The sequence below is a fragment of the Pigmentiphaga sp. genome (assembly GCF_019689535.1).
Lineage (GTDB): Bacteria > Pseudomonadota > Gammaproteobacteria > Burkholderiales > Burkholderiaceae_B > Pigmentiphaga.
The window spans coordinates 16550-37119 of sequence record NZ_JADGHH010000002.1; the positions used below are offsets into that span (position 1 = coordinate 16550).

16 protein-coding genes are annotated in these 20570 nt (G+C 65.4%); 8 read left to right on the top strand and 8 right to left on the bottom strand.

Translation table 11 applies throughout. The features are described 5' to 3' along the window. Positions 1-25 precede the first annotated feature (25 nt). Entirely contained in the window at positions 26-2647 is a 2622-nt protein-coding gene (gene cphA / locus IRZ12_RS00365) for a cyanophycin synthetase (protein ID WP_296462828.1), read from the top strand. Here cphA and IRZ12_RS00370 read toward each other — a convergent pair. Genes IRZ12_RS00370 through IRZ12_RS00380 form a run of 3 tightly spaced genes read right to left on the bottom strand, consistent with a single transcriptional unit; the run spans position 2601 to position 5945 of the window. Next, on the bottom strand, positions 2601-3476 hold the full coding sequence (locus IRZ12_RS00370; RefSeq protein WP_296462832.1) for an arginase family protein: 876 nt from the start codon (positions 3474-3476) through the stop codon (positions 2601-2603). The two genes, cphA and IRZ12_RS00370, sit on opposite strands and share 47 nt — an antisense overlap. After that, complete coding sequence (locus IRZ12_RS00375) at positions 3476-4525, bottom strand: peptidogalycan biosysnthesis protein (RefSeq protein ID WP_296462921.1); 1050 nt, start codon at positions 4523-4525, stop codon at positions 3476-3478. The genes IRZ12_RS00370 and IRZ12_RS00375 overlap by 1 nt, the downstream gene beginning before the upstream one ends. Positions 4526-4568: 43 nt before the next feature. After that, on the bottom strand, positions 4569-5945 hold the full coding sequence (locus tag IRZ12_RS00380; protein ID WP_296462836.1) for an aminotransferase class III-fold pyridoxal phosphate-dependent enzyme: 1377 nt from the start codon (positions 5943-5945) through the stop codon (positions 4569-4571). Positions 5946-6425: 480 nt separating this feature from the next. Here IRZ12_RS00380 and IRZ12_RS00385 point away from each other — a divergent pair, with 480 nt between their 5' ends. Next, complete coding sequence (locus IRZ12_RS00385) at positions 6426-7883, top strand: TolC family protein (RefSeq protein ID WP_296462839.1); 1458 nt, start codon at positions 6426-6428, stop codon at positions 7881-7883. A 3-nt stretch (positions 7884-7886) separates the two neighbouring features. Beyond that, positions 7887-9011: an ABC transporter permease gene (locus IRZ12_RS00390; protein ID WP_296462841.1), complete on the top strand. Its 1125-nt coding sequence runs from the start codon at positions 7887-7889 to the stop codon at positions 9009-9011. On the opposite strand, the gene IRZ12_RS00395 is transcribed toward IRZ12_RS00390, so the two are convergent. Both IRZ12_RS00395 and IRZ12_RS00400 read right to left on the bottom strand, forming a co-directional pair. After that, on the bottom strand, positions 9012-9866 hold the full coding sequence (locus IRZ12_RS00395) for a spermidine synthase (RefSeq protein WP_296462844.1): 855 nt from the start codon (positions 9864-9866) through the stop codon (positions 9012-9014). A 42-nt stretch (positions 9867-9908) separates the two neighbouring features. Continuing rightward, positions 9909-10319 (bottom strand): RcnB family protein, encoded by a 411-nt coding sequence (locus IRZ12_RS00400; RefSeq protein WP_296462847.1) that lies wholly within the window; start codon positions 10317-10319, stop codon positions 9909-9911. Between the two features lie 243 nt (positions 10320-10562). Between IRZ12_RS00400 and IRZ12_RS00405 the strand changes: the two genes are divergently transcribed. From IRZ12_RS00405 to IRZ12_RS00415, 3 genes are all read left to right on the top strand, one after another. After that, positions 10563-11015 carry a MarR family winged helix-turn-helix transcriptional regulator gene (locus IRZ12_RS00405; protein ID WP_296462850.1) on the top strand — a complete coding sequence of 151 codons (453 nt, stop codon included), beginning with the start codon at positions 10563-10565 and terminating at the stop codon, positions 11013-11015. Positions 11016-11157: 142 nt separating this feature from the next. Beyond that, positions 11158-11583, top strand: a complete 426-nt coding sequence (locus IRZ12_RS00410; protein ID WP_296462853.1) for an organic hydroperoxide resistance protein — start codon at positions 11158-11160, stop codon at positions 11581-11583. Between the two features lie 240 nt (positions 11584-11823). After that, the gene (locus tag IRZ12_RS00415; RefSeq protein WP_296462856.1) at positions 11824-12207 is read left to right on the top strand and encodes a WYL domain-containing protein; all 384 of its coding nucleotides are present in this window, start codon (positions 11824-11826) and stop codon (positions 12205-12207) included. A 19-nt stretch (positions 12208-12226) separates the two neighbouring features. Here IRZ12_RS00415 and IRZ12_RS00420 read toward each other — a convergent pair whose 3' ends face one another. Genes IRZ12_RS00420 through IRZ12_RS00430 form a run of 3 tightly spaced genes read right to left on the bottom strand, consistent with a single transcriptional unit; the run spans position 12227 to position 17862 of the window. Continuing rightward, the gene (locus IRZ12_RS00420) at positions 12227-14569 is read right to left on the bottom strand and encodes a sulfatase-like hydrolase/transferase (protein ID WP_296462859.1); all 2343 of its coding nucleotides are present in this window, start codon (positions 14567-14569) and stop codon (positions 12227-12229) included. A 13-nt stretch (positions 14570-14582) separates the two neighbouring features. Next, positions 14583-15701, bottom strand: a complete 1119-nt coding sequence (locus tag IRZ12_RS00425) for a formylglycine-generating enzyme family protein (protein WP_296462861.1) — start codon at positions 15699-15701, stop codon at positions 14583-14585. Beyond that, a complete protein-coding gene (locus tag IRZ12_RS00430) occupies positions 15688-17862 on the bottom strand; it encodes a sulfatase-like hydrolase/transferase (protein WP_296462864.1) in 2175 nt (724 codons plus the stop codon). Before IRZ12_RS00430 ends, IRZ12_RS00425 begins: the two co-directional genes overlap by 14 nt. A 185-nt stretch (positions 17863-18047) precedes the next feature. Between IRZ12_RS00430 and IRZ12_RS00435 the strand changes: the two genes are divergently transcribed. Both IRZ12_RS00435 and IRZ12_RS00440 read left to right on the top strand, forming a co-directional pair. Continuing rightward, positions 18048-18716 carry a response regulator transcription factor gene (locus IRZ12_RS00435; protein ID WP_296462869.1) on the top strand — a complete coding sequence of 223 codons (669 nt, stop codon included), beginning with the start codon at positions 18048-18050 and terminating at the stop codon, positions 18714-18716. A gap of 56 nt (positions 18717-18772) precedes the next feature. After that, positions 18773-20569, top strand: a complete 1797-nt coding sequence (locus IRZ12_RS00440) for a hypothetical protein (RefSeq protein ID WP_296462872.1) — start codon at positions 18773-18775, stop codon at positions 20567-20569. Position 20570: the final 1 nt, after the last annotated feature.

A 20570-nucleotide genomic window follows, 5' to 3' on the forward strand; every position in this document is an offset into this window, starting at 1 on the left:
GCGCCGGCAATCAAGGAAACCGTTCATGAAAGTCTCACGCATCCGCGCCCTGCGCGGCCCGAATCTCTGGAGCCGCCGCACGGTGCTCGAGGCCATCGTCTCGTGCACCGAAGCCGAACGCGCCATCGCCGGCATTCCGCATTTCGAGACTCGGCTTCGCGCGCGTTTTCCCGCCATCGGCTTGTTGCAGCCGGTAGGACAAGACGAGGCGGTCTCCATGGCGGCCGCGCTCGGGTTCGCCACGCTAGCGCTGCAATCGCAGGCGGGCTGTCCCGTGACCTTCTTGCGCATCGTGCCGACGGTCGAAGCCGGCATCTACCAGGTCGTCGTGGAATACAGCGAGGAAAAAGTCGGCCGCCTGGCCCTGGATCTCGCTCTGCAACTGTGCGAGGCTGCCGAACAGGACTCGCCATTCGACCTGGACGCTGCCCTCAGGCAATTGCGTGACCTGGACGAAGACGTGCGTATCGGCCCGAGCACGAGCGCCATCGTGGAAGCGGCGATACAGCGCGGCATCCCCTACCGCAGGCTGACCGACGGCAGCCTGATCCAATTCGGCTGGGGCAGGAGGCAGCGACGCATCCTGGCTGCCGAAATGGACCGCAGCAGCGCAATCGCCGAATCGATCGCGCAAGACAAGGAGTTGACCAAGGCCCTGCTGCATGCGGCTGGCGTGCCCGTCCCCCGGGGGCGTCCCGTCTCCGATGGAGAAGATGCGTGGAAAGCCGCGCAAGAGATCGGCCTGCCGGTGGTGGTCAAGCCGCGCAACGGCAACCAGGGCAAAGGCGTCGCCGTCAACCTCGAGACCCGCGAGCAGGTGGAAGCTGCCTATGCCGTAGCGGCGAAATACGGTGCGCAAGTGCTCGTCGAGCGCTACGTCCCCGGCCACGATTTCCGCTTGCTGGTCGTCGGCAACACCCTGGTCGCCGCGGCGCGGCGCGATCCGCCCCAGGTGTATGGCGACGGCGTGCATACCGTCCGGGAACTGGTTGAGGCGGTCAACCGGGACCCACGCCGCGGCGAAGGCCATGCTACCAGCCTGACCAAGATCCGGCTGGACGACATCGCCCTGGCCACGCTGGCAAAAGCCGGCTACACCCCCGACTCCGTGCCGCCCAACGGCACGCTTGTCATCTTGCGCAACAATGCCAACCTGAGCACCGGCGGAACCGCGACGGACGTCACGGACGAGGTGCATCCCGAACTGGCCGCGCGCGCCATCGAGGCCGCGCGGACGGTAGGCTTGGATATCTGCGGGGTCGACGTGGTGGCCAATACGGTGATCGAGCCGCTGGAGAGCCAGGGCGGCGCCATCGTGGAGGTCAACGCCGCGCCCGGCCTGCGCATGCACTTGGCACCTTCGTACGGAAAACCGCGCGCCGTGGGCGAAGCCATCATCGCCGAAATGTTCGCGCCCGGGGACAACGGCCGCATCCCCGTCGTCGCCGTGGCCGGCACCAATGGCAAGACCACGACGGTGCGCCTGATCGCACACTTGCTGGGCGCGAACGGCCACCTCGTGGGCATGACCAACTCGGACGGCGTCTACATCGGACGGCGCCGCATAGATGTGGGTGACTGCAGCGGGCCACGCAGCGCGCGCAACGTCCTGCTGCACCCGGACGTCGACGCCGCCGTATTCGAGACAGCGCGCGGCGGCATCCTGCGCGAGGGGTTGGCATTCGATCGCTGCGACGTGGCAGTCGTGACCAACATCGGCACGGGCGACCACCTTGGCCTCAACTTCGTCAGCACGGTCGAAGATCTTGCCGTGGTGAAGCGGGTAATCGTGGAAAATGTCGCCCCGGCGGGCACGGCGGTGCTCAATGCGACCGACCCCAATGTAGCCAACATGGCAGGCAGCTGTCCGGGTTCGATCATTTTCTTCTCGAACGACCGGCAGCATCCGCTGATTACCGCACATCGCACCAAGAACCAACGCGTGGTCTACCGGGACGGTGATGCCATCGTGGCCGCGCAAGGCCCAGAGGAATATGCCATCCCGTTGTCAGAAATCCCGCTGACCTACGCCGGCGCCATCGACTTCCAGGTCGAGAACGCCATGGCGGCCATCGCGGCGGCCTGGGCGCTCGGCCTGGACTGGCAAGTCGTGCGCCGCGGGCTGGCGGGCTTCGTGAGCGATGCGCAAACCGCCCCCGGGCGCTTCAATCAGTACGAATTCCGGGGTGCAACCGTTTTCGCGGACTACGGCCACAATCCCGACGCCATCCAGGCATTGGTGCGGGCCATGGACCGGCTGCCTGCCAAGCGGCGCTCGGTCGTGATCAGTGCGGCCGGGGATCGCCGCGATATCGACATCCGCAAGCAAACCGAAATACTCGGCGCCGCATTCGACCGCGTCGTGCTGTACGAAGATCAATGCCAGCGCGGGCGCGCCGACGGCGAAGTCCTCGCACTGCTCCGGCAGGGCCTGGAAGGCGCCGCCCGCGCGCGCGACGTACGGGAGGTCCGGGGCGAATTCCTGGCCATCGACATCGCCATGGATGCGCTTGAACCGGGCGATTTGTGCCTGATACTCGTAGACCAGGTGGAAGCGTCCCTGGCCCACATCGAGCGGCGCATCGCTGCCGACGTCTCCGTCAATCCCCCGATGCGGCCGACAGCAGATCGATCAATCGCGCATTGAGCGCATGCTGCTGCGCCTGCCATTGCGCCAAGCGCCCGGCCGACGGTGCCTCCTGCCCGTCGGCGGCGCTGAGCCAGCGCTTCCACCACGTGCGGTATTGATAAAGCGAGACCTCGCCGGTGATGTCACTCCCGATCAGCTGCCCGGCGAGCACCTCCAGTGCCTGCGCGAGATGCGACTCTGCGAGGATGCCCTGGTCCCAATTGGTGCGCGCGACTTCGGGACTGAACACATCCTTGTCGATGGACAGGTACGTTGGCTCCCGCGATGCGGCCAGCGCGGACGACACCGCCTGCATCATTGCCTCGGGCCCGTCGAAGCTGCGCACCGCATGCCCCAACCCCAACAGCCGGGCCCAGCCGACGTCCACGTTCATGCACCAATAGCTGAGCTTGCCCGAAGCCAGCGGGCGCAAATAGTTTTCCCAACTATGCCCCCATCCAACGTCGGAAGAAGTGATGCCAATGACGTGCACGTGCGTGACAAAAGGCAGCGCGGCCACCCTCCGCACCCAAGAACCGCAGTGGATCCCGAACAAATAGCGCATGTTGTCGGGGTGGTTGTCGAACACCACGACCCGGAACGGCCCCCGGTCGCGCAGGCGTTCGATGAGCGGCCAGCTCAGGTGGTGGAAATCGCCACTTCCCATCAGCACCGGCCCATGGGCGGCAGGCAGCATGGCATCCAGCTCGCGCCACAGCGCACGGAAGGTAGACAGCGAGCAGCCGAAGCGGACGGCCTCCTGCCATCCTTGGAGGGGCAACACCACGGCCCCCTCGGTCGGACCGCACGCGCCGTCGAAATCAAGGATCAGCGGCCCGCCATTCATTAGGAGCGCTCCTCGCTCCAGGCCCGATCGCCCTCGAAGCGCCCCGCAAGACGGCGCAACACGGCGCGCAGCAGCGGATTGCGTATGTACACGGCATGCCGGGTGAAGGTGAACGATGCGCCCAGGTAGGACTTCACCTGGGGATCGGTCCAACCCGCGATGTAATAGCGCAGCCCGCGCTCGCGCGCGTACTCGAGGTTTACCATCCAGCTGACGAAATACAAGTTGCACTCCCGGGCCTCGGGATAACGCAAGCCGATGTATTTGTCGACCAGATTGCCCTCGCACTCGAAGCAGAGGTTGTACCCGATCATCTCGCCGCGGCGGCGGTAAATGAAAACGATGCCGCCGCTGTCCCCGTCCTGTAGCACCCGCTCGAAAAACGCTTCGGTCAGGCGGTCGAAATGGATTTCGCTCTGCGCATATACGTTCATGTATAGCGCATAGAACTCCTTGAGCACTTCGGGATCACGAAACCGCGGATCGCCGGTCCTGGCCTGCTCGATCTCCAGCTCCGCACGCCTTTTCAGCTTGCGCCGGATATCCTTGCGCCGCGAATGCGAGAGGCGCCCGAGATAGGCGTCCTGGCTGTCGAAGTCGATCGGTACATACGCGAGCGCCTGCCCTTCGACCAACACATAGCCTTCCTTCTCGCAGGCACGGGCCAGCGCCGCAGCATGCTCGTTCTCTTCCCGGCTCAACAACGGAGACGACTGGGGCAAATCCTTGACGATCAAGAACGGGTGCTGGCCTCCGTACTCCGCCTTCCATTGCGCAGCCAAGCGGTCGGGATCGCTACCGCTCGCCAGCAGCGCATATTCCGTCACGGTCGTGCCGACAAAAGCGGTGAGCGGCTGCAGGAAGCGCCGCCACCAGCGAAATCCCGGCAGGCGTCGGAGAAAGCGCTTGGCATCGTCATCCGCGGTCGTCAAGAGATCGAACCGCGCACGAAACATGGGACCGCCGTACGCGGTCACCCAAGCGGAAAAGCCCTCAGGCGGGCAGGCCAGGAAATGGCCCACCAGCCCTTCGGGCTCCAGTCGATTCAGGTAAGGCCGGAGAAAGTCCGGGGTCGCCCCCGGACCGGTGCCATCAACCGCCTTTCTTTGCACGGGTCAACAGCTGGTCGAGCAGCGCCAGGCCCTGGTCGATTTCTTCCGGCGTGATGTGCAGAGACGGCGCGAAGGTAATGACGTTCTTGTAGTAGCCGCCGACGTCGAGGACCAGCCCCATCTTCTTGCCCTTGTAGTCCAGGTCGCCGGACAGGCCGATGTCGACCATGCGGTCGAGCAGCGGCTTGTTGGGCGTGAACCCGTCTTCGGTGCAGATCTCCGCACGCAAGGCCAGGCCCAGGCCGTCCACGTCGCCGATTTCCGGATGGCGCTTCTGCAAATCCTTCAAGCCTTCCAGGAAATGAGCGCCGCGCGCCATGACCATGGACTCGTAGTCCACCTCGGCCAGCATCTTCATGGTTTCCAGGCCGACGGCGGTGCCGAGCGGATTGGATGCGAACGTGGAATGGGTCGACCCCGGCGGGAAAACCGTGGGGTTGATCAGCTCTTCCCGCGCCCACAGGCCGGCCAGCGGATTCAATCCGTTGGTCAGCGCCTTGCCGAACACCAGCACGTCCGGCTTGACCCCGAAATGTTCGATGGCCCAGAGCTTGCCGGTTCGATAGAACCCCATCTGGATCTCGTCGACCACCAACAGGATGCCGTACTGGTCGAGCACCTTCTTCAGGCCCTTGAAGAAGCCAGGCGGCGGAATGACATAGCCGCCCGTGCCCTGGATGGCCTCGACGTAGAACGCGGCATATTCGGCCTGGCCCACCTTGGGATCCCAGACGCCGTTGTACTCGGTCTCGAACAGGCGGGCAAACTGGGCCACGCAGTGCTCGCTGTATTCCTCAGGCGTCATGCCGCGCGGACGGCGGAACGGATAGGGGAACGGCACGAAATACGCACGCTCGCCGAAATGGCCGTAGCGGCGGCGATAGCGATAGCTCGAGGTAATGGCCGACGCACCAAGCGTGCGGCCATGATAGCCGCCCTCGAAGGCGAACATCAGGCTCTTGCCGCCGGTGGCATTGCGCACCAGCTTGAGGGAATCCTCGATGGACTGCGAGCCACCTACGTTGAAGTGCACGCGCCCCTTGTAGCCGAATTTGCGCTCGGCGTCCTGGGCGATGACCTTGGCCAGCTCGATCTTGGTGGGATGCAGGTATTGGCTGGCCACCTGGGGCAGGATGTCCAGTTGGCGCTTGAGCACATTGTTCAGGCGCTCATTGCCGTAGCCGAAGTTGACGGCGGAGTACCACATCTGCAGGTCGAGATATGGCGTGCCGTTGGCATCGAACATGTAGCTGCCTTCGCAGCGCTCGAAAATCTTGGGGGGATTGACGTAATGGACGGTATCCCCGAACGAGCAGTATTGTGCCTCGTCGGCAAGCAGTTGGGATTCGGTGGTCATTAAAGGGAAACCTCGGGGGAGATCAGTTACAGCCGCAGTCAGTTTTTGGGCCGAACGCCCAATGCTTGTCATTGTGATGATGGGGGGTTTACGGAAACGTCACCACAACCCTTCGCGACCCGCATCGCGAAGTATCGCAGAAATACCGCCATCTGTAGGTGTCCGACCCCTCCAGCCGCCGTCTTTGTTGTAATGGACGCATAGCTAATCGGAACACCGGGTTGCGCGCGGCGCGATACATTACCATTTGGCCAGATTGTTTGCACGGCGGCGCGACCTCCCCGTCGCACGGTAACTAACAGTAAGATCACGTCTGGCCATAACCCCTTCGCCTGCCCGGCGCCGCCGCCAGGCCGAACCGCCGCTTCCTACGTCATGCCGTTTTTCCGTTTCCTGCCGCCGGCCGCCCGGCTCCCGGTTCGTCCGGCGCTACGCCTCATGCTGCTTTTCGCGTCCGCGGCCCTCGCCGGATGCATGAGCATGCCCGAGCCCTCCTTGCCGGCAGGCGCGCCCAGCCAATGGCGCAACGCCACTGATGCCCCGGCCCCCGACCCGGCGTCCTGGTGGAAAATCTACGGCGATCCGACCCTGGACCAGCTCGTCGAACAGGCGCTCGCGGACAACCTCACCGTGGCCGAGGCCCATACCCGCCTCCAGGCGGCCCGGCTCCTGCATGGAGTAGCCGAAGGGCCCTATCGCCCTGAATTCGCCTTCCGCACGCGCGATGCGGTTGCCGCCGATGCGCGCAGCTCCTACTTCCAAGCCGGCTTCGACGCGACCTGGGAGCTCGGGCTCTTCGGCCGGGCCGAAGCCGCCGAGCGCTTGGCCCGCGCCGACGTCGATGCCGCCGCGGCGACGCTGCAAGGCGCGCGCATCAGCGTCGTGGCCGAGGTGGTCCGCGCCTATCGCGAATTACGCCACGCGCAAATGCGCGAGCGATTGCTCAACGAGGCCGTCGCGCTGCGGGCGCGGCACGTGGAACTGGTATCGCTGCGGCATCGCACGCGCCTGGCGTCCGGGGCGGATCTCGATCGCGCACGCGCTGCCCTGGAAGAGGCCCGCGCGGCGCTCGCCGACCCCCGCGTGGCGATACGCCAGAGTGCGCTGCGCCTGGCCACGCTGCTTGGCCGCAGCGAACCGGACCCATCCTGGACGAAGGCGCCGGCCGCCACGGCGCTTCCCCCGCTGCGGGCCGCCATACGCAGCACGCCGGCCGACCTGCTGCGCGCACGGCCGGACATCCGGATGGCGCAGGCCCGCGTGCTCCACGCCGCGGGAGCGCTCGGCATCGCACGCGCAGACCTCTACCCGCGCCTGGGGCTGGGCGGCTCCCTGACCATCGCCAGCAATTTCGCCAATAACTTCAATCGTCGCAGCGAATCCAGCACGAGTACGCAAGCCATCTTCTCGCTCGGACCCTTGATCGACATCCCCCTGTTCGACTACGGACGCCGGCAGGCCGCCGAACGGGCCCGCAGCGCTGAACTGGATGCCGCCCTGCTAGCCTACCGGCAAACGGTGCTGAGCAGCGCGGCGGAAGCTGAAGCGGCCTTGATAGAGCTCGATGAATATCGCAAGCGCCGCGAAGCCGAGGAAAAAGCCGTCCAGGCGCTCGACGGCGCGCTCGAGCGGGCACGCCGGCTCGAGGCCGCCAAGCTTGCCAGCGAACTCGACCACCTCGATCTCGCCGCACGCCGCATCCAGGCGCAATTGGCCGTGTCGGCCACCACCCTGGCGCAGGACCTGGCCTTCATCTCGCTGCACAAGGCGGTGGGCGGCGGCCCGCTTCCCGCCGATACTCCCGGATTGGGCCTCAGCGGCGACGAGCCCGCAGGCTCTCTCCCTCCGTCCGCGTCTCGCTCCACGGACGCGGCCGCCCCTGCGGGGTCGCTGCCGGGTCCGCGCTGTGCCGGATGCACCCTGGCCCAACGGGATTGAGACATGCTGGCCCGCAAGACCCTCATACACGAATGGCCCCGCTTCCTGCCCGCCGTCATCGCGGTGGCCTTCTCGGGGCTGCTGCTGCTCGCGCAAGCCGCGCTGGTGCTCGGCATCTTCGGCAACGCAGCGGTCTACGTCAACGGCTCCCGCGGGGATCTATGGATAGGCTCGCCCGGGACGCAAAGCATCGACCAGGGGCTTCCCTTGAGCCCCGAGATCGAAATGCCCCTGCGCATGGACCCGGGCATCGCGGCGGTCGAACCTTTCTACCTGCGCTATGCCGAATGGCGCAGCCCCGAAACCCGGGGCGGCATGAGCGTCGCCGTATCCGGCATCAACGTGCGCCCCGACGGCCTGCTGTTTTCCCGGGTCTTGCCACTGGACCTGCGCGAGCGGCTGGCCGAAGTCGGCGCCATCATCGTAGACCGCGCCGACCTGCAAAAGCTGCGCACCCGGCCCGGTGGCCAGGCCACGCTCAACGGCCATCCCGTGCGCGTGGTCGGCGTGGTCAACGGACTGCGCGCGCTGGACGGCGCCAACGTCCTCGCCTCGGCCGAGACCGCGCAGTTGATCAGCACGCCAGAGGAAGGCAGCCTGCCGACCTACTTCGTCGCCGAAGTGCGCGACCGCACCCAGGTTGCAGCCGTGCGCGAGCGCCTGTCGCAGCACCGCAGCTTCGGCGCATATGAGGTCTGGACCAGCGAAGCCTTCTCCAGAAAGACCCAGCTCTACTGGCTGCTGCAAACCGGCGCGGGCGCGGGCGTCCTTTTCCTCGCCGCGGTGGTGTTCGTCGCAGGGGCTGCCATCACCAGCCAAACGCTGATTGCCGCCATCGCCGGCTCCATGCGCGCCTACGCCACGCTCAAGGCCATGGGGGTAGGGGTGTCCGCGTTGCGCAACGTCGTGCTACAGCAGGCCTTGGGCGTGGGCCTGACCGGCACCGCGCTGGCCGCCATTCTGTGCGCTGCGCTGCTCGCGGTGGCGCACAATCAAAACGTGCCGGTGCGCATGACCCCCTTCGTGGCGCTCGTTTGCGCGGCCCTGGTCATGGGCATCGCCCTCATCTCGGGGCTATTCGCCGTGCGCCGGGTGCTCCGGGAAGACCCGGCCAGCCTGCTACGCTGATCAGTCGCGCAGCGGCTTGGCGTCGCCGGGCCAATCGCGACGGGTAGAAAACATGGGTAACAGGCGCGCATCGTCCACCTTCATCGGCGCCAGCCGCGGCCGCAACGCGCGGGCACGCTCGGCCAGCGTCTCGCGGTCGGGCAAGCCGCCGGTGGAGGCGAGGATGACGCGGTTGGCGCTGCGCAGGTTGTAGAACTCGCCGAAGACCTCGGCATAGGTAGCCGATTCGCTGGCATACGAAGCGCTGGAGGCAAAGGTATTGGAGGCGAGGACGCCTCCCGGCACCAGGATCGCGCGCACTTCGCGCATGAACTCCACGGTCGAAAGGTGGCGGGGAATATAGGTCTCGTCGAAGGCGTCCAGCATGACGAGGTCGTAGCGATCGCCGCTGCGGCCGGCCGCCTGCACGAATTCCCGGCCGTCGGCCACGTGCACCCGCATGTTCGGCCCCTCCCGGAAGCCGAAGAACTGGTGCGCCACGCGCACCACGGCCGGATCGATCTCGACCACGTCGATCCGGGCCTGCGGGACGGCGCTCGCCAGCGCCGTGGGCAGGCTGCCTCCCCCGAGCCCGATGATGAGGATGCGTTGGGGATCCGGCCGCAGGTAAAGCGCCCCCATCATCATGCGGGTGTAATCGAAGAGCAGCTCGTGGGGACGCTCGGGCAACTGGCAGCTCTGCCGGCCCGGCGCGAACACGCTGCCGAACTTCATGCAGCGCTCGCCGCCGGCCTCATAGACCACGATGTCTTCAAAAGCGGATTTTTCGCTGTGGAGAATGGTCTGGGCGCACAGCGGCGTGGCCGCCAGCACCAGCCACGCCGCTGCACAGGCTTTCAGGCGTGCGTACCGCATGGACATGGATCCTGCCCCGATGTCCAGGCGGACCGGCGGGGACTACTGGTTGAGGATGATGGCGGTGATGATACCGGAGGCAACGGCCACCAGCAGGTATTCGGACCCCACGCGCACCCATTGGTGGCCCGGGTGGGGACGGTACAGCCGATGGGCGTGCCAGTCATGGATCACGTGGTAGCCGCCGCGGTGGAAATGCGGCAAGCGGTCCCCGCGCGACCAATGACGCGGAGGCGGCGTCCACACATGATGGTGGATGATCTTGGGAGCACGCCCGTAACCGTGGTGGTGACCCTTGTGCTTGTGGTGCGCGCGGGGCCCGTGCTTATCGAAGTGGCTATGGCCATGGCCGGGGCCGTGCCCATGGCCCCGGCCGCGATCCTTGGCCTCCGCGACAGCGCCGAACGCCAGCCCGGCACAGGTCAACGCGACGATCAATGTTTTCCTAATCATGATCCGTTCCCGAGGAAACTGAAGCCTGCGTGCTGCCCACTCCGCGAACACACAAAGCTTTCGTGAAACTGACTGTACACCGGCCCTATGTGACGCGGGGACTACGTACGTAATCAATCGTGACCCCCAGGCGCCCAAGGCCGCGAAGGGCTTAGGCACCGAGCGCGCTAACTGTTGCCATTTCCAGCGCCGCCGAAATTAAATCGCTTGCGATTTAATTTCGAGCTATTCATAATGACGGGCATGGACACGCCTTCCTCGAAATTCAACGCGCTGTTGCTGGACAATTTGCTGTGCTTCGCGCTGTATTCCGCCAACCTGGCCATGCACAAGCTGTACCGCCAGCTGCTCAGCGAGCTGGGGCTGACCTATCCCCAGTACCTCGCCATGCTGGTGCTTTGGGAGCGGGATGACCTGACCGTTTCCGAACTTGGCCAGCGGCTGTTCCTGGATTCGGCCACGCTCACGCCCCTGCTGAAGCGGCTCGAGGTCATGGGGCTGATTGCGCGCACGCGCAGCAAGGACGACGAACGCCAAGTGCTCATCACCTTGACTCCCGCAGGCCGCGAGCTCAAGGCGAAGGCCACTTCCATCCCGTCAGCGGTGCTGTGCGCGAGCGCATGCAGCCCGGCACAGCTAGCGGACCTGAAACAACAGCTGGAAACCTTGCGGAACAATCTGCTCAAACATGTTTGAGCCTGTCGGTCCATAGTGGAATGGACGTGCCCATGACTTAAATAGCACGCGATTTAATCGTCAAAGACTTATGCAGCCGATCCCGGGCGCGCCGGTTGCATCCTGAACAGCGCCCTCGCCACATCAACGAAGGAGCTTCATCATGTCTATCGAGAAAGTCCTATACGTCGCGCATGCCACGGCCACCGGCGGCCGTGACGGCAAAGCCGTCTCCTCGGACGGCGTCCTGGACGTGCGGTTGTCCACCCCCAAAGAGCTGGGCGGCGCAGGCGGCAACGGTACCAACCCCGAGCAGTTATTCGCTGCCGGCTACTCGGCGTGCTTCTTGGGTGCGCTGAAATTCGTGGCGTCCAAGGAAAAAATCACCCTGCCCGCCGATGCGAAGATCGATGGCTCGGTAGGCATAGGCCCCATCCCGACCGGCTTCGCCATCGAAGTGGAACTCAAGATCTCGCTGCCGGGCATCGACCGCGCCACGGCCGAGTCGCTGGTCCAGAAAGCGCACGTCGTATGCCCGTATTCGAATGCGACGCGCGGCAACATCGATGTCACGCTTACGGTCGTGTGAAGCGCCAGCCACGCCCCGCGCCCACGCCGGGTTTTCGTCGGGGCGCCGGGGCGTCCTCGCGCCGGCGACGCGCAAGCTTGGGGAGGGCATGGCCTGGGCGATTTTCCGCACCACATCAGTGTTTTTCGCGCGCAGGGATGGTGCACCCTGAACCCGATTTGTGCATCGCAACATTTTTGTGGCGATCTTGCTTTTCTGGCGCTACCATCAAGGCGATCCCAACAGGATTACCGTACTGCAATGCACAACGAAACACGCTGTTCTCTTTTGTCCGCCGCGATCGCAATCCGGTCCGAGCTCCAGTTTCATTACCATGGCGCCACGCGCGTTGCGCATCCCCATTCATTGGGAACGACGACTGATGGCACGCTGATCGTGATTGCATGGCAGCTCGACGGCCGGGCGGGCGATCCCCCGGGCTGGCGCTTGTACAACGTCGACAAGATGCACCGCATCGTCCGTACCGGCCGGCGCTTCGATCCCCTGCCTTCTCCACCGTACAAACTGGCAGGCTTGATCAGGAAGCCGTACGAATCGCCCTGCGACGACGACGGCCCCTTCCCGCTGCCGCCGCTGATCACGCAGCAGCGTAGGACCCGCACCCGCTGGCTGCGGGCGGTTTGAGCCCGCAGCCCCGGCGACGTCAACCGGCCGCGACCAGTTTGCAGGTCTTGCCCAGGTTGTTCTGGATGATGGCCCGGTCGGCATCATCCGTCTTGCCGTCGTGGTTGAAGTCGTACCAGCTGGATTGGGCAACGCCTTCGTACTTGTTCAGCTGACTCAGCTCAGCCCAGTTGTCCAAGTCCTGCTGGTCGACCACGCCGTCGCGATTCCCGTCCCCCGGGCAGTGGACAGTGTCATAGTTGTAGTAATAGCTCGCGACTTCGTCCCGCTCGTCCAGCTCGGCCTTCAGCTTGAGATAAGCCGCCTGCGCTTCCGGATCGAGCGGATCGGTAATGGTGGGCGAACCGATGGCGATGGCGCTGCCCTCCCTATCCAGGGTGGGGTTGGGAACGCTCATCTCGATCCGGTAGAGCTCGTCCGTATTTTCATTGCGCAGGTACTCAGAGTTCTCCGGATGTTCCGTATCGATGGAGTAGGTCTTGCGGTTCACGCGCACCAGCTTGTACTTGCCGTCGCTGGCCGCCTTCTCCGAGTCGGCGAAGACCAATACCGGCTCCTCGTCCTTTGACATGAGGTAGGAGTTCACCTGTCCGCAATGCATGTAGCCCTCCTCCGGCACGCCGGCCAGGCCAGAATTGGCGCCGTACCACACCCCGCTTTGGTCTGAGCACAACTCCTTGTTCGGGAAGATGGTGAAGCAGACGTTGGCGGCCTCGACCACGCACGGCTGCGGCGTGATGTCGGTAGATGGGTTGGTGAAGTTCGTTCCCACCTCAGCGAAGTTCAGCTCGCGGATGGGGCCTTGGCCGGGGTCGGTCAGGTAGGCCAACATGGGCCGCGCGTCCACCGGGCGATAGGCGGGAATATTGCCCTCGACGTCGGCGCCCGCGATCTCGGCGAACAGCCGGTAGAGATCGGGCGCGCTCACCTGGTGCTCCACCTCGCGTCCGGGATCCTTCACCAGCGGGCCGGCCACCAGCAGGGGCACGGCAACACCGGTCTGGTACGCCGATCCCTTGGAGCGCACGGGGTCGAACTTGCCCGGCTCGGTGAACTTCACGCTGTTCACGTAGGTGCCGTTGTCACCCATGACGACCACCATGGTGTTGGTTTTTTCCGGCTGGTAATTCAGCGAGCCGTCCTCGTTCCAGGTGGCCAGCCCCAGCTCGACCAGCAGGCGCCCGATCTCGCGGTCCATGGCCTCCACCATCAGGTTGGTGATGAGGTGGGCCTCGACGAGGTCCGTCACCTTGGTTATGCCCGGCGCGCCTTCAAAATCGCTGGCCGGCGAGCAAGGCAGCAGGTCGTTGCGGCCCGGCGTGGTCTCGGAGATCAGCGAAAGCGGCGGCAATTGCAGCGGCGCGTGGATGGCCGAATAGCCCACCGACATCATCCACGGCTTGTCGCCAGACTGCTGCTTGGCCCAGGCGATCGCGCGGTCGGTTTCCATCGTGGTGCGATAGCCGCGCGCCGAAGGATCAGAGACCGGTATCTTGTTCGTCCTGCCGTCGGCCCAGCTCTGGATGAACTCGCCAGTGTAATAACCGTTCTGCGCGGTGAAATCGATGTAATCCGGCACCTTGGCCTGGCACGACGCGCCCGGATCGAAAATGCCGCCCCGCTCCATGCAGGTGCGCCCCGGCGTGACGATGTCGCCGCCCCGGGCGAGGGTCTCGCAGGCGCCGGTGGCGAAATAGCACGCCCCTTCGTCGGCCCCGTTTTCCGCATCCATGGTCGTGTTCGGGACGAAGCCGCACTTGTATGTCCCTTCCTCCACCGTGGTGCGTCCGGCCCGCGTGTCGATCGGATACGGCGCGCCGTCCAGGTAGCCATCAAAATAATCCCACCCCAGCTTCCACATGGTCTGGTGGCCATAGGGCAGATTGGCGGCGGTGCCGAGATCCGAGCCCGTCAGGTGCATCTTGCCGATCAGCGCACTCACGTAGCCTTGCGTGCGCAAGAGCTTGGGCACGGTGACCTCATAGGGGGATATCTCGGAATTGGCGAGGTCCGTGGACACCACCGCGTTCAGCACGTTGGTGACCGAGGGATAGCGCCCGGTGAAGTAGCTCGCGCGCGTGGGCGTGCAGGTGGGCATGGCCCAGGCGTTGCGGAACTGTACGCCGGCCCTGGCGATCGCGGCGAGGTTGGGCGTCTTGGGGGGCGCGGCGCCGCCGTACCCGTAGAACGTCAGCTGGTCGAGGCCGAAGTCGTCGAGCACGATGAAAAGAATGTTGGGCTTCTGCTCTGCCACGGGTTCGGACTTGGATCCGTCGGAGCAGCCCGAGAGCAGCGCCGCGGATGCCAGGAATGCGGACAAAATGGCCGCCCGCCTCCCATGCGGATGGATCTTTGTTCTCATAGTTGCGGTTCCTTTAGCTCATAACCAGCCGAAAGCCCAGGTGAGACATCGGGCTATAGGGGTCTGCGCCTCTCCGGGCGCTCGGTCGATAAGACAAGCAGTAGTCTTCGTTGCACAGGAACGAGCCGCCGCGTATCACCCGCTTGGGCGCATTGGCCGGCACGCCCGGTTCGCTCGGATCGAAGCAGTCCGATGGCCCTTGGGGATTTTCGATGGGCTGGCGCAACTTGGCCTGGCGCGCGAAGTAATCGGCGCGGTACCAGTCCGCCACCCATTGCCAGGCATTGCCCGTCATGTCCAGCAGCCCATAGCCGTTGGGCGGGAAAGAGCCGGCCTCGAGCGTGCCGGTCGCACCGCCGGCGCGGGGGCTGATCACTGGGAAGGGGCGCTCGCGCACATCCCAATAATTGGCCTGGCGCGCGCCGTCGACCAGCAGCTCGTCCCCCCAGGCGTACGTTGCCTGCTCGAGGCCGCCCCGCGCCGCGAACTCCCACTCCGCCTCGGTGGGCAATCGTTTGCCCGCCCACTTGGCATACGCCAACGCATCGGCGTAGCTCACCTGCACGACCGGGTGCCCGCCCTTGCCTTCGATGGAGCTGCCCGGCCCTTGCGGATGGCGCCAATTCGCGCCGGGAACGAAGCGCCACCATTGGGAATAGTCGTCTAGCCGCACGGGCCTGTCGGTACCCACGAACACCATGGCGCCCGGCACCAGCATATCGTCCGGCGGGCGCGGGGTGCCCGGCGGCAATTGCACCCGTATCGTTTCCCAATCCGGTTTTTGTTCGGCCGTGGTGACGTAACCCGTCTCTTTGACGAACTGGGCGAACTGGTCATTGGTGACGTGCGTGACGTCCATCCAAAAGCCCGGGACGCGGACGCGGTGCGTGGGACGTTCATTGGGATAGGCCAGCTTGTGATCGCTGCCCATGAGGAATTCGCCGCCGGGCACCCAGGCCATGCCCTTGGGCGTCTTCACGCCGTCGCCGAGCACGACGCGCGGTTTTTCCGCGGGGCGGCTGCGCCAGGCCTGCCAGCCCAGCACGCCTGCGACGCCGGTGCCTGCCGCGGCCAGCGCCACGCCGCCGGCCAACAGGCGCCGGCGGTTGCGTTGTGGATCAATAGAGTCCATAGGTCTTGGGGCAGATCTTGCCGAGGTTGTTGCGGACGACCTGGCCATCGGCGTCGTTGGTCAGCCCATCGCGAGCCGTGCCAGTCACGAAGTCATAGACGCTGGAGAGCCCCCACTCTCGCGCGATGCGGCTCCAGTTGGACAGGTCTTCTTCATCGACCACGCCATCGCGATTGCCGTCCCCCGGGCAATCTGGATCGGCGGCCAGCATCTGTTCGAGCTTGGCCCGAAGGTCCGCGTAGACGGCTTCGATCTCCGGCGTAGGCGCAACCAGCAGGTTGCGCTCGGCCTTGTCGAGCTGCGGGATGGGAGCGGCCTGGTCGACCTCGTAGAGCTCGTCGGTGACCACGGAAGTACCGCTGTCGCTTGCCGGATCATAGGCCTGCGTGGTGTTGCGAACCAGCTTGTAGCGGTCGTTGCGGATCGCGGCCGAGATCTCCGGCATGATGTCGATCAACGGCCGCTCGGCCTTGAAGAGCGCCTGGTTGACGGCCCAGCAGGTCTGGTAGCCCGCGCCGTCGTTGGGGATGACCGAAGGATCGTCATAGCCGGCTCCCCACCATACGCCCTGGTTGTCCTCGCACACGCTCTTGGAGACCGGCGTCTGGTTGCAGACCGTGCCGATGACGCATGCGCCATTGCGCGTGCCATTGGCCTGGATGTTGTAGCCCCCTATGGCGAAGTTCACCGAGCGCAGGCTGGGCTGCTCGGGGTTGGTCAGGTACGGCATGAGCGAGACGGAGTCGATCGTGCGCGGCACTGCCGCGTGCGCGTCGATGCCCGCCGCCTCCCCGAAGAACTGGAACAGGTCTACCGCATTGACCATGCGGTCGACTTCGCGGCCGGGCTGCTCCACCTGCGGCCCGGCGATGATGAGCGGCACCCAGATGCCCGTCTGGTAGGCGGTGGCCTTGGCGCGGTCGGTGCTGAACGGCGCCTTGACCGCCGAGCCCAGCGTGCCGTTGTCGCCCACGATCACGATGATGGTATTGCTGGCCTTCGGGTCGTATTGCAATCGGCCGTCCTCGCCCCGGCGCGCCAATCCGGTTTCCACCAGCAGGCGGCCGAATTCCGTGTCCATGGCCTCGGTCATCTGGTCCTGGATGAGGCGGCCCTCGAGCGTCGCGCGGCAGTCCCAAGCGTCGGACCCGGCATGGCCGCTCGCGGGGATGAGGCTGCGGGGCGGCTGCTGCCAGGGCGTGTGGGCCGCGCTATAGGTAACGGAAGCCATCCATGGCTGTTTGCCCGAGCGCGACTTGATCCATGCGATGGCGGCGTCGGTCTCGATGCGGGTGCGGAAACCGCGCGAGCGCGGATCGCTGAGGGGCACGCGAGTCACTTTCCCTTGATCGACGATCACGAGCGGCGAAACGTAATGCGCGTTCTCGCGCTCGAAATCGAGCGTGGCGGGCGGCTCGCCACACGCTTCGTCCGGCACGAATATGCCGCCCGCATCCAGGCACTGCAGGCCCGCAGCGTCTTGCAACGCCGACGTGCGCCGCATGATGCTGCAGCTGCCGTCGGGCCTATAGCAGGCGCCGTGGTCTGCCCCGCCCGCCGCCTCGCCCGGCACGAATCCGCAGGCATAGGTTTTCTCGGGCGCAACGCCGCCGGCCGTCGTATCGATGGAACCAGGCAGGCCGCCGAGCCAGCCGTAGAAATAATCCCAGCCGAGCACCGCAGGCGTCGCATACTCGGCCTCGTTGTTCTCCGGGCCGGCCAGGTGGAACTTGCCGAACATCGCGCTTTCGTAATTGGCGCGCTTGAGCAGCTTGGGCACGGTGACCTCGTACGGAGACACCTGCGAATTGGCGAGGTCGTTGGGCCCAATGGCCTGGTAGATGCCGGTGCGCGTAGGATACCGGCCGAGGAAAAACGCGGCGCGCCCCGGTGAACACTCGGGCATGGACCACGTATTGCGGAAACGCAGGCCGGCATCGGCAACCGCCGTCATGTTCGGCATGCTGGGCGGCGTGGCACCGCCGTAGCCGAAGGCGGCCATCTGGTCGATGCCCACGTCGTCCATCACCACGAACAGGATGTTGGGAGCACTGGCGCCGGGCCCGTCGTCCGGGCCTCCCCCATCCGACGACCCGCCACACGCGGCGAGCCCCATGAGCGCGGCAACCCCCGTCGCCGCGAGATACTGGATACTCCTCATTACCTTCCCCCAGGGCACCGACAGGGCGCCGGCTTTTGGGCATGTTACGCACAACGGCGCGTCTGCCCAATACCATATCCATGGTATTTATCGTGCGCACCGCTCTGCGATACTGTGTTCAACTGAAAAAGTGCACTCGACGTAACCCCAGGTGGCGATGCGCAGAGTGCGGCAGGAGATCCAAGATGACCACGGGTGCACTCAGAATTCTTCTGGCAGAAGACGACGACCCCATACGCGAACGACTCGCCCGCATCATCGGCAATTGGCCCGAAGCGCAACTCTGCGCCGCCTGCCCCAACCTAGAGGAAACTCTGATCGCCATCGGGGCCAATGACATCGACCTGCTGATCACGGACATCAACCTTCCTGACGGCAGCGGCATCGACGCCATCCGCTACCTGGCCAAACGCCGCCCCAAGGCCGAAGCCATGGTCATCTCAGTGCTGGCCGACGAACGCTCCGTCCTCGACGCCATCGAAGCCGGCGCGTCGGGCTATCTGCTCAAAGATGCCGACTCCATCGACCTGGTCGACGCGATCAAGGACGTCATGGCCGGACGCTCGCCCATTTCCTCGCGCATCGCCCGCGTGCTGGTGCGCCGGCTATCCGAACTCGGGCACGCGCCCGAACATCCCGAGGCGGCCAAACCCAAGCCTTCGCTGACCGATCGCGAAATGGACATCCTATGGGGCATCGCGAAGGGCTTCACCTACGGCGAGCTGGCCGACAAGCTCGCCATTTCGCGACAAACGGTGCCGGTCCACATTCGGAACATATACCGCAAGCTCCAAGCCAGCAATCGCTCCGAAGCGGTCTTCGAAGCGGCACGGCTCGGGCTCATTAAGCTGTAATGGCCGCGGGCGGGCGTCCCCTAGGCCGCCGGGGCAAGGCGATCGCCTGGATCGCCTTGGTCACGCTGACGATCGCGATCGGCTTGCTTCCCTATCTCATTCATGTCGGGGCACCTACGGATGGCCTGACGCTGGCGACGGCCCGCTTCATCCAAACAGGTGAAAACACGGAACGCGTCGTCTCGCTCCCGCACCGCTGGACACCGGAAAACCTGTTCGAACTGACCACCGGCACCTACCGGCTCGCATTCCGCCTGGAAACCGTCCCTGACGAACCGCTGTTCATTTTCATTCCGGCGGCGCGCCACCAGGTCGAAACCTGGGTGAACGGCCAGCGCGCGGACCCCGTGCCCGACACCGCATGGCCCACGCCGACCAGCGGCTACTCCTTCCTCGCCCGCATTCCCCGCGGCACGCTGCATGCGGGCGACAATGCGCTCGTAGTTCGCCAGACGCGCAAGGTGGGCTGGCTACCCGGCCGGTTGTCGGAGGTGAGCATTGGAACGGCGGACCAGGTCATGCCGGCCTATCGCCTGTCGGATTTCCTGATCGAGGAAATCCGCGCGATGACCTTCGCATTGCACATCGCGCTGACCATAGGCATTGCGACCATCTGGATCACCCGCCGCCACGATGCGGTGTTCGGGTGGCTGGCCACGCTTTCCGTGACCAGCATCCTGGTCGTCCTGACGCAGGCGCCGCAGCACGCGCTCGGCCCCGTCGATCAGTTCCGCTCCATCGCTCTGACGCCCGCCGTGGGCCTGATGGCGATAGGCATGGCCCTCGCCATCGCGGGCCTGCCGCGGCCGAAATGGCTGGTCCCGGCCGTCGTGCTCCTTCCCCTCGCCCTCCTGCTGCTCGGGCAAACCGGGACGGTCCCGTTCGCCATTGTCGGACTCGTGAGCGCTTGTTTCCTGGCCGCCGCATACTTCGTCGCAAGCGCCATCCTGGCCCATCGATTCGCGCGCGAGGAAAACTGGGACGCCGCCATCATGATGGGGCCGTGCGCCCTGACCGGCTGGTTCGCGCTGCACGACGTGCTCGTCGTGACCGGCATCCACGACGCCCCCTTCCTGCACGCCCCCTACGCGCGCACCCTCCTGCTGCTCGCCATCACGGTGGTACTGATGGGCCGCCTCGCGCGCAGCCTGAACAGCCTCGACAACGCGAACGAGACGCTACGGCAGCAGCTCGCAGCCCAGGAATGGGAGCTGGTGCTGATGCACGAGAAAGAAAAGATCCACGCCAACCGCATGGTGCGCGAAGAAGAGCGCCGGCGCCTGATGCGCGACCTGCACGACGGCATGAGCGGCCATCTCGTGACCATCATCGCGCTCGCCGAACGCGAGGGCGAACGCGGCAAAGACATCGAACAGGCTGCGCGGGCCGCGCTTGACGACCTCAGGCTGGTGGTGCATTCCCTCGATCTTGGCGACGGCGACCTGGGCGTGGCGCTCGCCGCCTTCCGCGAGCGGCTCGAACCGCAAATGCGCCGGCTGGGCATCGATTTGCATTGGTCGACCGAGAAACTGCCGGCCGTCACCGGAGTCACGCCGCAGAACGCCCTTTCCGTGCTGCGCATCCTGCAGGAGGCAGTCACCAACGCGATCCGCCACGGTGCTGCCCGCAAGCTATCCATACAGGGACAAACCGCCCCGGACGGGCAAGCCCTGCTTTGCGTCTTCAACGACGTCCACGGCACCGCCCTGCAAGACCGCAGCAACATCGGCAACGGTCTGCGCAACATGCACCGCCGCGCCCGCGAGCTCGGTGGACACATCGAATTCCTGGTGACGGAAAACGCAGCGACGCTGCGGCTGTCTTTCCCCCCGCATCTGCCCGGGCTACAGTAAA